Annotated in this window: 10 protein-coding genes; 2 read left to right on the forward strand and 8 right to left on the reverse strand. The window is 49.1% G+C overall.

The annotated features are described in order from the left end of the window. Positions 1-2,088: 2,088 nt before the first annotated feature. The 8 genes from DXY16_RS15370 to DXY16_RS05375 all read right to left on the reverse strand — a co-directional run bounded on the left by DXY16_RS15370 (position 2,089) and on the right by DXY16_RS05375 (position 10,313). Complete coding sequence (locus DXY16_RS15370) at positions 2,089-3,057, reverse strand: glycosyltransferase (protein ID WP_115120201.1); 969 nt, start codon at positions 3,055-3,057, stop codon at positions 2,089-2,091. A 481-nt stretch (positions 3,058-3,538) separates the two neighbouring features. Continuing rightward, the gene (locus tag DXY16_RS05345) at positions 3,539-4,516 is read right to left on the reverse strand and encodes an NAD-dependent epimerase/dehydratase family protein (protein ID WP_115120203.1); all 978 of its coding nucleotides are present in this window, start codon (positions 4,514-4,516) and stop codon (positions 3,539-3,541) included. 15 nt (positions 4,517-4,531) lie between these two features. Beyond that, the gene (locus tag DXY16_RS05350) at positions 4,532-5,461 is read right to left on the reverse strand and encodes a transketolase family protein (protein WP_115120205.1); all 930 of its coding nucleotides are present in this window, start codon (positions 5,459-5,461) and stop codon (positions 4,532-4,534) included. Continuing rightward, entirely contained in the window at positions 5,458-6,264 is an 807-nt protein-coding gene (locus DXY16_RS05355; RefSeq protein WP_115120207.1) for a transketolase, read from the reverse strand. Before DXY16_RS05355 ends, DXY16_RS05350 begins: the two co-directional genes overlap by 4 nt. 359 nt (positions 6,265-6,623) lie before the next feature. After that, entirely contained in the window at positions 6,624-8,129 is a 1,506-nt protein-coding gene (gene rfbH / locus DXY16_RS05360) for a lipopolysaccharide biosynthesis protein RfbH (RefSeq protein ID WP_115120209.1), read from the reverse strand. Further along, positions 8,122-9,219 (reverse strand): CDP-glucose 4,6-dehydratase, encoded by a 1,098-nt coding sequence (gene rfbG, locus DXY16_RS05365; protein WP_115120211.1) that lies wholly within the window; start codon positions 9,217-9,219, stop codon positions 8,122-8,124. Before rfbG ends, rfbH begins: the two co-directional genes overlap by 8 nt. Beyond that, entirely contained in the window at positions 9,219-9,989 is a 771-nt protein-coding gene (gene rfbF / locus DXY16_RS05370) for a glucose-1-phosphate cytidylyltransferase (RefSeq protein WP_115120213.1), read from the reverse strand. The genes rfbG and rfbF overlap by 1 nt, the downstream gene beginning before the upstream one ends. A gap of 144 nt (positions 9,990-10,133) precedes the next feature. After that, positions 10,134-10,313, reverse strand: a complete 180-nt coding sequence (locus DXY16_RS05375) for a hypothetical protein (RefSeq protein ID WP_115120216.1) — start codon at positions 10,311-10,313, stop codon at positions 10,134-10,136. A 175-nt stretch (positions 10,314-10,488) separates the two neighbouring features. On the opposite strand from DXY16_RS05375, the gene DXY16_RS05380 reads away from it, so the two are divergent. Further along, positions 10,489-10,824, forward strand: a complete 336-nt coding sequence (locus DXY16_RS05380; protein ID WP_170953854.1) for a helix-turn-helix transcriptional regulator — start codon at positions 10,489-10,491, stop codon at positions 10,822-10,824. Positions 10,825-10,867: 43 nt separating this feature from the next. After that, a partial coding sequence (locus tag DXY16_RS05385) for a DUF4347 domain-containing protein (protein WP_170953855.1) occupies positions 10,868-13,069 on the forward strand: 2,202 nt, incomplete at its 3' end.

Here is a 13,069-nt window from a genome sequence, read left to right on the forward strand (position 1 = left end):
AAAGAGTTGTCTGGAAAACCAATAAAGTGAGCTTAAAGCTCTCTTTGAGATTATAAGCTGATGTTAATGCCGATCAAAGACGGTTAGTGCGATTATTAAGACTACGATAGGAGGAACATGTGTCGCCAGTTTATCTGGCAAAAATTGCCCACACTACATTGGAGAACTTGGCTGAAACTCGTCCGTTGCTGACGTCAGGCTCACCATCAAGGGCGGGGCTGCTTCAAAGCTGGAAAAGATTCTCTTGCCATTGTTGCAAGAATTGGGAAGAGTCTTCGGGGAAGCCTCCTCCTTGTACACAAAAATGCCTAGTACAAACGATATAGATCAAAGCAACGAGGTCAGGACAATAGCTGAGGCCCAGTTGAGGGTTGTGGTGAAGATTACCGCTTTGTACCTGTTGCTTGTGGCAGTGTTGATAATCCTGAGACGCTACCGAAGTGTGAAAGAGCTGCTATTTAGCCAACCAACATTAAAGCAGTGGGCCTAGAGAAGTGGTCCTACACTAAACATCTGGCCTGATCTGCGAGGAGAAGACTATAAAAGGCTAGATCCAACGCGGGCGGGCGAGTTTCGACTTCATTACCAAGGGGAAAATCTACTCCGCTGTACTGTGCGTGACAATCGATCAGACCTACTAGGTTAATGGCTATGGTGATAGTAATTAGGCAGATTGTAGGATAGCAATAGTAGAAGGCGATGCTAATCCAGGCAAATACATTGCGCACCCAGAAGCCATTTTACGGGAACTTAAGGTAGAAAGGAACTAGTATCTCCTTAAATTCAATTTAAATTATAAGATACTGCACTGCTAAATGCGCAGCCAGTTCCAGGAAAGCTACCTGATCACTTGTATAGCAAAGGATCGCGAGATCAGCCACAGCACTGAATCACTTGGATGATGCCTCCCAAGGGGGGGCCGAAGCCCATATGAAGCCTTGATCTGCACTGGCAGAATGCTGGGGGTGTTTTCTACCGATGCTCACGACGGCCATGCCTTTCATGCGATTGAGCATTTGCTAACCAGCCTGTACACCACCCCAAAAGCCCCGGTCCAAAGTCTGCAAAAGTGCTGGGGTATCAAGTACTGGGACTGGATTTGGGATACCTAGCTTAATCAAGTCCCCTATTTCTAGTGGGGAAATGACGCTGGTGGGATTGACATTCTGCGAACCCATTAAAGAACTTGGTGAGTATGTCCGGATGGGAGTCGATTCAGACCGGGATGCAGGCGGTGATGTTCAAAATCACAACCTTGTAGCAATTGCCACGTGGAAGCCATCCCTCAACTCTTGTCGAGACCTTGAATCAAGCTTTCACCGAAGGGAGGCACTTCCCGTTGGAAATGATGCCAGGTATTCACATCCTTTAGCAATGCTTCGTACTTCTAAATCCCCCTTGAGTTTGGAGATGCTTCTGGCAACTGACTATAAACAGAAGTTGGGGTTGAGGCTGATCCCTAAGAGACGGATTAAAAGGCAGATAAGGGAGGCAAGAGGTGTCTTGATAGTAATTGTGGAAGCAGGTTGGTGTGCAGCTCAGTTTGTGGGCGTACACATACAAAAAATAACACGACTCCAACCTCAGATCTGCCTCGGACTTTGAGTTTACTCAGACCGGCTGACTAGTTGAATCAGCCAAACACATACTCGATTCGCATGCGGGCGTTACCCAATTGGGGATAGTCACAACATTCCTCGATTGCAGATCAACCTGGATGCTTAAATTCCTGGAAGGTTCCCGATCTAAGGATCTATCTTCAGTAACTACTATCAAAAGCATGCAAGAGTGGCGCCTCGCACGAAGAAAAAATAATTACATGAGACATCAAAGAGAGGATATTTTATCCGAATCAACCAATCCAAGAGGAGTCAACATCGAAGAAACTATTTACACTTCTAGCCAATAGCCCAAAGCCATGGAGACACCTAGACCCCTCATTTAGAAAACTTCAAAGGGTAGACAATACATATAGAGACTTATTTGAGGACTGGAATAAAAAATCAAAGAGGACATGCCTCAACAGTTAAGGGCTTCTGAAGCAAGAAACAAAGAATAAATGGGGGACAAAACAAACACGCTTTCCATCTAAAGGAAAAGGCGGTTTAAATACACTGAAATGACAGAACAAAGATACCTAGGGTCTAGCAATAGCCTTTTGCATATCAACAGAAAAGACATCCGAGCAAGCACTGTTCGCCGAGAAACCCCCCTTGAAAAGATATCAAAAGGGCGAAGGCGAAGGGCTTTCCTGTAAAAGTTAGCCTTATAGTTCAACGTAACAAGAGAGCGCCTAGGTAAATCATAAACAGAATACAAATGCCGCATGAGAGACATCCAGTCTTTTACATTATGAGTAAAACTATCTTGACCATTGTGGATCCTATATGCAACAAGTGGACGAGAAATCCATAAGAAAGGAGCACGATTTAAAACGGAAAGAAGAAAGACAAGATCCCAATGCTTTCCGGCAACACTTGATGCATAATCAAGCAAAGAAGAATCGATACATGAACTCCTATAAATGTACGAGGGGAAAGGACAGATAGACCCCTTTGCACTGTCGATATAACGAGCTATAAGGTGACGCTGGCTACAGATAGAGAGCAGTCGATCATTGCGCTTAGCCCTGAACATAGTCAGCCTTGTAAGCGATTGATCGGAGATGAGCCTGGCATTACAAGCAACAGCGGAAAAACCTGGGTTAGCCTGAATTGCATTGATCATAGACCAAATGCAATTATCCAGGAAAATATCATCATCATGAAAGAGCATTAAATACGTTGAGGCACATAATTTAATTGCAGAGCTAAAATGAACAGCTGCCGGAAGATCATGAAATCTCCTATACTCAATTTGTGGCCATAGCTCATTAACGATTATTTGTGTTTCCTCGCAAACAGAGTTATCGGAGATTATTATTTTAAATGGAATTGGGCACGTCTGTTTCAGTGCCGAATAGACAGTTTTTTTTAGGAGCTCAGGCCTATCTCTAGTAAGAATAACTAGTTCAAATGAATCGCTGGCCACAAGGAAGGATAAAGGGCGCGTCTCCATTAATAGAATCACTAAAAGTACAAGTTGTCAACTCAGCAGGAGGCAGATGAAACGGCAAGATCAAGCTAACCAAGCAGTCTTTTAAGCAATTTCGGGGAGCAGCGACCCTAAGGTTTTTATCAGCAGATGATGTCACGGACACTGAATAGGTCCAATAGGTCCTGAATCCATAGGAAGTAAGATACGTCTTCGCTCGTTACACTTACTAGCTTCTGTCATACACTCACCCCTGTGTCCGTCGACTGGTCAGAAGTGAAAGCATGTTGGCATAAAGTCCAAGATTGTACGGGCGAAAGTATTTGCAAAAGCAAGAGTCGACGCAGTTCACAGGGCTTTACAGCATGCTGGTAGGTTTCTAAACACTAAAATGTGAAGAACATAACACCGCTGGAATGATTTATTTCACAAAGCCAACAGGCGACTTCATTAGATTTAACCAACCTCGAAAGATAAAGTATAGATAAAACCTTTTGAGCGTGTATTACCAGAGTTTTGAAACAAGAGGCCGCACTCCGATTGCAGTATCGAGGATTTGGTCTGGCATAGGCATAGGATGTATTCCATAAGTGCGACAAAAACTCCTAAAGTGCACGGGACTAGAACTGTATGAATTTGGTTTACCCTCCAGCTCAGGGACCAGCGGGGATTGCAAACCGTAGATCATTGAAACAAGGGAAGCTAGATTCTGTAGAGTACTAATTTCATTTACCGATGCTATTGGCGGCAAGCCCTCATCATTTGAAAAGATCCAACTTATGGCGCATCGTACAACATCGGAAGCATTGGCATAACCCCTAATAACTGGAGCTGATGAGCGAACACGAATTTGTTCATTTTGCAATGCACATAGCAAGAAGTCTCCCAATGCAAACGAACCTGGATCGCGAATGAACCTCCCAGAAAGAGCATAGATTCTGAATACTTGCGTAGAAGCCATTCTCGCAAGCACCATTTCCTCTTGCAGCTTGAGAAATCCATATACATCTAGCGAACTGGAGAGATTATCTTCCTCACGCTTTTCGCACTCAGCAGCAGCACCTGAGGAAATAGCCGCAATACGAACAGTTTTTGCAACCAAGACAGAATTACAAATAGTTTCTGTAATTAACTTATTAATAGACACAAAATCCTCTTCTCCATATGCATGAATCCTGTCTTTAGTGAGGAACGCTGCATGAAACAAGACAATGTTCTTATTTGATATATGCGCATTGATGTCAGCAAGAGCATAGATGGGGACCTTAATTTGGTGTTCTATATCATATGCAGATGAAAAAATTAACCTCTCTTTAGAAGCAAATGCAATGACCTTGGAGTTAAATAAGTCTGCGGGGATGAGTTTCTGCAACTCATGGAGAAAGGTTCTCCCCACCCAACCAGTAGCTCCCGTAACAACAATAATCGGGGGAGAGGAGATAGCTAGAGATTCTCTGAGATCTAATAGATTAGTTAAATGCATGTTGGACTACTACTCTCACCCTTGAACTAAACTTAGAAGGGTTTGTTGCAATTGTCTGAACAATGGTGCTAGGAGTATCTCTTCTTTCGCGACTTTACCAACGACATCACTCTCTAGAGTAATGGGAATTACTGTTTTATTCAGCCGAGCAGTCGCTAATGATTCCATCACATAAGCACCAAAGCCGCCCTCAAGGACATGATCTTCGACTGTGATTATTGTTTTAAACTCATTTAGTTCATCAATAAAATTATTTTTGGCAGAGCAACCCCATAAGGGAACTGAGAATATGGGTATATGTGGTGCATGATTATTAACTATTATGGATACTTTTTCAGCCGTAAAGCCAACTACCAGCACACAGATATCTCTGGAAAAGCTGTGCGAAAAATCACCTGGTGTTGGATATATTTGCTGAATAAGACCGAGACCTAATGAGCAGTTCTCTCGCCTAAGGGACCCTTCTCCTGATTTGTGAAGCCGAAGGTACATAGGACATGGATTATTATAATGCCATTCCAGGATATCGATTACTTGTGCAGGATCGCAGGGAGTAGCAATCACCATATTAGGTAATGCTCTCATTAAACTAATGTCTTGAATGGCATGATGACTATATCCAAGACTTCCATACGCGACACCTGATCCAACAGTGCAAGTGACAACTGGTAAATTATGATAATCTATATCATTGCGGATCTGTTCAGCACATCTAAATGTTGGGAAAATTCCAATCGAGTATGTATAAGCTAATAACTTCTCCGAAGTCAGGCCCGCTGCGATACCAGTCATATTCTGTTCGGCTACCCCGACATTGATGAAACGGTCAGGAAAAACTGACTGAAATGATTCAACAACAGAATATCCAAGATCACCCGTTAGCAAATGTATTCTTTTATCAGCCTGGCTTTTATTCACTAACCATTTGATAAATGCACTTCTCATTGTCCGTAGATCTCCGAAATAGCTTTTTCAAGATCAGCATTGGTGGGGGATTTGTAATGCCATTCAACTTTACCTTCCATAAATGAAATGCCTTTGCCTTTGATTGTATTCATAATGATTGCGTGAGGAGAATCACTCTTCTTGGCTTCTAAAAGTGTTTCGCGCAAACTATCATGACAATGACCATTCACTGTAGTTACGGCCCACCCAAATGAGACTAGCTTATCATCAAGCGGAGATAAAGAGAGTGTTTCTTCAACGGTTGTGAGACTCTGTAGATTATTGCAGTCAATAATAATTGTTAGGTTTTTCAGTGAATGATGTGCAGCGAACATAAGTGCTTCCCAATTGCTGCCCTCCTGCATCTCGCCATCACTTAGTATGGTATAAATATGCCAATTTTCTTTCCTAGATCTTGCAGCGATAGCCTTACCGCATCCTATAGAAAGGGCGTGACCTAGTGCACCAGTAGAAATTTCAACTCCCGGGACGTAGTGAGATGCATGATTCATGAAGGGGGAAAAGTCTTCTCCATAACTCATTAATTCATGAACATCAAAGAACCCTTTGATGCATAAAGCACTATAAAGGGCCACGCATGCGTGGCCTTTACTCAAAAGGAGGCGATCACGATTGGGATCATCGGGGTTGGATAAATTTAATATGTCAGCGTCACTGATCATGACAGCCAACAGATCTGCTATGGAGAGCGCACTGCCTATGTGCGATGCCTTAGCCTTATGGACAAGGCGAAGAGACAATTCTCTGATTGACTTGGAAATACTCAAAGAAGACGATGTCATGTGACTTAGGTGATGAAAAAAGAATGCATAGGACTTTATTGAAGAAGATTTGGAGCATTGCAAGAATTAGATCAGAAAAACCAATCCTCCAAAAACATGTAGCATATGCAGCATTATATATCATGCCAACAAATCAGCTTCCGCCACATTGCCAACCTTTAAGCACCTCGAGAGCAAAACAAATGCGACCTAAATACATTGCATCCACGATATTGGCATGGGACCTAGCAAAATGTCACTACACAGCTGGAGCAAAGTGAAGCGAGGCTTTAATGCATGTCTGAAAAATCAGACCACCCAAAAGACTTTTTGCGATTAGAGGAGAATGGATTTATCAAGTTAACTCAATAATGGTTAAATCAAGTAGCATCACAAGACATTGAATTGCAATAGCTGACGATTACATCCAACATCTTGCCAAGCATAGAGCTTGTCAGGCCAGGATAGGTTCCAAGAAATAATGTGGAATTCATAATCGCGTCAGCTCCATCCATCTCGCCCACCACCCGAACGGCCTCTGGGTGATCCTGGCGCAGCTGGGCCAGAGCTGGCTGACGCAGAAGGTTACCGCCGAACAGCATGCGGTTGCCGATCAGGTTGCGGTCCAACTCTTGCGCCAGAGCCGTGCGAGTGAACGGAGCGCCTGGCCTCACCCCAATCTTGAAGCCAAACCAGGAGCAATCCGTGCGACACCCCGTTGCATCCCAGGAGAACCCGTACTCGGGATTCCAAGCAGTTGCATGAGTGGGCAGGGAGAATTCGAGTAGATCTCCGTGTACGGCAAGGCCCCGCCGCAAGGTGTCCCAATTCTGCTTGCGAGCTTTGATGAACTCGGGAAGCCGACGCAGCTGCACCCTGCCGATTGCCGCTTGAGGATCCAACGGCTTGAGGTTGAAGCCAAGATGGCTGTAGGTGTACTTATGGTCATAACCCTCTGGCAGTTCACCCAATTGCCAGCCAAAGCGCTTATTACATGTGTTGTCGATGCCACTAGGGCACCAACAGTCTCGGCCCCAGTCCCGGAAGCTCTCGGCCACGACCTTAAGCTTTTGATGGCGCACGATGTTGACCGCGCCGCCCTCACCCATCGTGAGGTGATGCGGCGGATAGAAACTTTGCGTGCTGATATCGCCCCAGGTGCCTGTCCATCGCACCACACGATCAGGCCCTTCATCGAGACCGGGGCTGTTCTCGGAGAAGCCCAAGCTTTCGGCCAATGGCCTGGGCATCGAATAACAACAGCCCAGGGCATCGCAATTGTCCTCCACCAGCCACAAGTCGTATTTGCGACAGAAGGACAGAGTCACGGCCAAATCGAAGGGGTTGCCCAGGGCGTGGGCCATCATCACGGCCTTAGTCTTACCCTCTTTGTAAGCAGCCTCTAGCTGTCCGCATCGTGCATTACCAGTGATCGGATCAGCATCGATGAACACCGGCACGGCACCCACTTGCACGATTGGGGCCACCGTTGTAGGGAAGCCCGCCGCCACGGTGATTACTTCATCGCCCGGCTTAATCCGGCGAGTATCTGGAAGCTTGCCGGAGGTGAGCGCCGAGATCGCAACCAAGTTTGCGCTGGAGCCAGAATTCACCAGCAAGCTGTGGCGGACACCCAGAAAAGCCGCCAGCTCCTTCTCCATCGCTGCGCCTTCTGAACCCAACGTAAGCCAGAAATCAAGGGTGCTGCTCACCGCAGCCTCCACCTCGTCTTCCATGAACACCCTAGCGGCGTAAGGGATCGTGGTTCCTGCCTTCCAAGGCTTGCGCTCCGGATCTGACGCCGGGCGGAAGGGTCCGTGCACCTGGCGGGAGTACTCGCGGGTGAGGCGCAGGATCTCTTGCTTCAGGGCCTGGGGATCACTCATAGGGCTGTTGTGAATTTTGGGTGTAAGCATTTAGATCCGCCAGGCAACACTCCAGAGGGCTGGCCCCCTCGTGCACAGCGCGATACCAACCCACGGTGCAAGCCAGGGTGGTGGTGAAGTCCCAACGGGGTTTCCAGCCCAGGCGGTGATGGGCTTTATCGATCTGCAGGTGGAGCAAATGGGCCTCGTGGGGTGCTGTGGGGTCACTCTGGTCCAGCCAAGCTCCATGCCAGTGCTCCAGTATTGCGTCTACCAATTCGCCCACGGAGCGGTTACTGGCGAGGCTCGGCCCGAAGTTGAAAGCTTCGCAGGGTGGAGCTGGATCAGAGGCCAGGGCTTCTGCCAGCCGTAGGTAACCACCCAAAGGCTCGATCACGTGCTGCCATGGCCTCGTTGCGCTGGAGTTGCGCACCGGGATGTCCTCACCTCTGGCTAAGGAACGCATGGCATCGGGAACAATCCGATCGGCGGCCCAATCACCACCGCCGATCACATTGCCCGCCCGAGCCGTGGCAATGTGCAGATGGGGCGTCTGGTGGGCAGCCGAGCCGCAGAAGCTGGAGCGCCAGCTCGCTATAGCGATCTCCGCGCCCGCCTTGCTGGCGCTATACGGGTCGTGCCCTCCGAGGCGATCGAGCTCGCGGTAGCCGTAAGCCCATTCCCTGTTCTCATAGACCTTGTCAGTGGTGATCATCACCACTGCACAGAGATGATCAAGGGGACGCAAAGCCTCCAGCAAATGAAGGCTGCCCATGACATTAGTCGCCCATGTGCCAAGGGGATCCTCATAACTGCGGCGCACCAAGGGCTGGGCAGCGAGATGAAGCACTACCTCAGGCTGCGCCTGGGTTACCAAAGCTTTTAGGGCCTCCAGGTCAGCCAAATCTCCGATCTGATGATGCCAACCATCTCCGGCTGGGCGATCATGCGCGAGATAGCGAAACAGGCTGGGGGAAGGTTCCGGATCCTTAGCGAAGGTCCACACCTGAGCGCCTAGCTGCTGCAGCCAGAGCAGCAGCCAGCTGCCCTTGAAGCCTGTGTGGCCCGTGAGCAGCACCCGGCGGCCAGCCCAGAAAATTGGGTCGGGCATCACCACACCTTCCAGGGAGCCTTGGCACTAGCCCAGAGTCCCTCGAGGTGCTGTCGATCACGCAACGTATCCATAGGGTGCCAGAAGCCGGTGTGCTGGTAGTAGGTGAGCTGGCCATCAGCCGCCAGGCCGCGGAGAGGTTCCTGCTCCCAGGTAGTGGCATCCCCATCGATGCGATCGATCACCTCCGGCTCCAGCACAAAGAAGCCGCCATTAATCCAACCACTTTCGCCCTGAGGCTTCTCCTGAAAGCCACTCACTGAGGCGCTCTCGCCGAACTTTAATATCCCGAAACGACCGGGAGGCTGGATGGCCGTCACGGTTCCCAGCCGACCATGAGCATTGTGGTGGGCAATCAGGGCCGTTATGTCCACATTCGCCACGCCATCGCCGTAGGTAAAACAAAAGGACTCATTGCGAATATAATCACGGACCCGCTTCAGTCTGCCGCCGGTCATGGTCGTTTCACCCGTATCCACCAGAGTGACCTCCCAGGGCTCCGCCTTTTTGTGGTGTACCTGCATGGAGTTCTTGCGCATATGAAAAGTCACATCGCTCATATGCAAGAAGTAATTAGCGAAATACTCCTTAATTACATAGCCCTTATATCCACAGCAGATAACAAACTCATTAATACCATGAGAACTAAAAATCTTGAGGATGTGCCAAAGAATCGGTCGCCCACCAATTTCCACCATTGGCTTTGGCTTAATGCTTGTTTCTTCGCTAATGCGAGTGCCGAGGCCGCCGGCAAGGATAACTGCCTTCATAATACAGAATGATGCAAAAATCGAGAAATGGCGCTCTGCGCAAGCGATACTTTAACTTCTTCCATTCCGTATTAGTGCTTTAGTAACAAATTACTAGCGAAAGAAACTGTTCAGCTGATGCGCAAACGTGATAGGAACAAGATCTTAACTTAGCGGGCCAATTGACTCCATGTCGGCCTGTTCAGCTTCTTTACCAAAAGCACAAGTGAACTCATCTGACACGAGGACACGAGCCTGCTTATTAAGTGCAACGGCGATACCGATCCGTTGATACTGGCCACCGATTAGAAGAATCCCCAGTTCCCCTACAAAGCTTGTGGCCATGTAGGTTCTCTTCAACAGAGCAGCCGATCTGGGCCTGCACGACAGCCTGCCTCAAACGCTTGACCCAAGCACAGCCGAGCAATTAATCAGTGCAGTCATCAACTGCTTTGAAAACGAAGAGGCTGAAACAAGAGCCATCAAAAAGCGCCAAGCCCGCCACACAGCAGCGATCGAAGTGCTGCATTGGTGCCAGACCAACCCTTGCCAAAGCATCACGGTCGATGCCCTCAGTGAGCTGTTGTACCAATCGCGAACATCCCTGTTCAAGGGATGCAAGGAGCATTTCAACCGCACACCACTGGAGGTGCAGCGTGCCGTCCGCCTCGACGGCGTACGCGAGCTGCTGCTGAAGCCAAACAAACGCAATCAACTCGGTCTCAAGGGAATCAAACAGGTGGCGCAGCACTATGGCTTTACAAGCCAAAGCCATTTCACACGCCGCTACAGCGAGGCCTTCGGCGAGCAGCCTCAACAAACGATCCAGGGCCATGACTCTGCGGACGCCAAATAAGCCGATTCACAACCAAATCGCGCACGATCGGGCTCTTCACTCCATGCAAGAGGGCTGGAAACCGAAAAGAATAGGTCTGAGACTCTGCGGAGAGTTGCCTCTTTACAGCACCAAAGCAACTCCATCCATCAAAGCCTCTGAGGACCGGTCCTCAGAGGCCAATTCGCAGTGCCATCAAGAGCAACAGAGCCACCCGACAATCATTGTCGTCGCCCCTGACCTTGAGCTTCCAGCCCTTCGGCCTGAAGCAGCAACGGTCACGATTCAACTTGAGGCGACAGCCAACCCTCTAGCCACGATCACAGAGGCGCTCAAAGAACGACGCCAACAAGGCACACCAGCCAAAGAACTCCACCTCCTGGCACATGGCAACAGCCAAGGGATTCAGGTGGCTGACCAGTGGATCGATCAAGCCGCCTTGTTGCGCCATGCCAGCGAACTAGCCCATTGGCAGATCAGCACCGTAGTGCTGTGGTGCTGCCAGATCGGCCGCAATCAAGACTTCATTGACCTATTCAAAGAGGTCACCGGAGCCGAGGTCTTCGCAAGCCAAAACAGCATCAACAAAGAAGCAATTAAGACGTCCAATCAAGATGGAGGCACTCGCCAGCTTTCTGAACTAATTGAAAATAGTCAACTCCATACCTGGCAAGGTGATTTGGCATGGATTCAAATTGACGACGAAATCGAAGGCAGAATCAGCGGTGCCAGATGCGGTGATTCAGTTAGCCTCTCAGCCGACGGAAGCGTTCTAGCTGTTGGAAGCTGGGGAGATCGCACTCGGAGCAAAAACCAAGGAAGTGTTGCAACTTATACGTTAGACAATAACAATGAGTGGGAAGAAATTGAAATCATCGATGGGGGCAGGAAGCAAGATTTTTTTGGTGCCGAGGTAAGCCTCTCAGACGACGGAACAAGACTTGCCATTGGTGCGCCTAGAGATGACGACGGAGGCAACCTCTCCGGCACGGCCTCGATTTACGAGCTAACTGGAGGCAGCTGGGTCAGGCTAGGCGATCCAATTCCTGGCGTAACCGGCGTGCGCCTAGGAGCACAATTAGCACTATCGGGCGACGGAAGTACAGTCATTGTTGGGGCAATAAAACACAACTCGGGAAGAGGTTACGCAGGCATCTATACATGGAATGGGACAAGTTGGGCGCGAATCGGCAACAACATTAAAGGCACTCAGCGAAAAGAGTATTGCGGCTCATCTGTCGCAATATCACAAGATGGAACCCGAATCGCAATCGGATCGCCTGGATACGACTCCAGTAAGAACGACATGGGTCGCATCAGGGTTTACGACAAAACTGGCAGCAACTGGACGCTTAAATTCACCATCGTTGGGGCTGCAAAGCGAGATAAAGCCGGAAGCTCAATCTCTCTATCAGACGACGGAAATATCATTGCAATTGGAGCACCTAAGCATAGTAATAGTAAAGGCCATGTTCGTGTCTATGACATTAGTGGGTCTAGCAAAGTGCGGCTGGGGGCAGATATTGACGGCAATGCCGCTGGCCAACAGTTTGGTGGATCCGTCAGCCTATCTGCAAACGGACAACGGGTAGCGATAGGTGCTCAGTGGGCCGATGGTGTAGTTGGCGACAACGCTGGTCGGATCAGAATCTATGACTATCAGAGCAGCAGCAACACCTGGTCAAAAGTTGGTTCAAACCTTGAGGGAGAATCAGCAGGCGATCGCGCGAGTGGTGCAGTTGGTGGAAGTGGAATAAGCCTAAGTGGCGACGGAAAAAGTGTTGCTATCGGGTCACAGTTTCATGATGGCAGTGCAGGTAAAGATTCTGGATACGCGAAAGTTTTTGCAGCCAGTGGTCTCACCATTGCCCAGACCGGCACCACCGACGGCTCAGGCAATCTCCTCACCACAGAAACTGGCAATACATCCACATTCACCGTTGTTCTTGATGCCCAGCCCACAGCCAATGTCACCGTCAACCTCACCGGTGCTGACAGCACAGAGCACTCCCTCAGCGCCTCAACGCTGACGTTCACCAACGCCAACTGGAATACACCCCAATCCATCACCGTCACCGGCGTCGACGACAGCCTCGACGATGGCGACATCACCACCACACTCACCGCCACTGCATCCAATACAGGCGGCTACGCCGGCAGCGAAACAGCCACCACCACCGTCAAAAACACCGACAACGAAAGTGCCGGCATCACCATTGCCCAAACAGGCGCCACCGACGGCTCAGGCAATCTCCTCACCACAGAA

The organism is Synechococcus sp. UW105 (assembly GCF_900473935.1).
GTDB lineage: Bacteria > Cyanobacteriota > Cyanobacteriia > PCC-6307 > Cyanobiaceae > Synechococcus_C.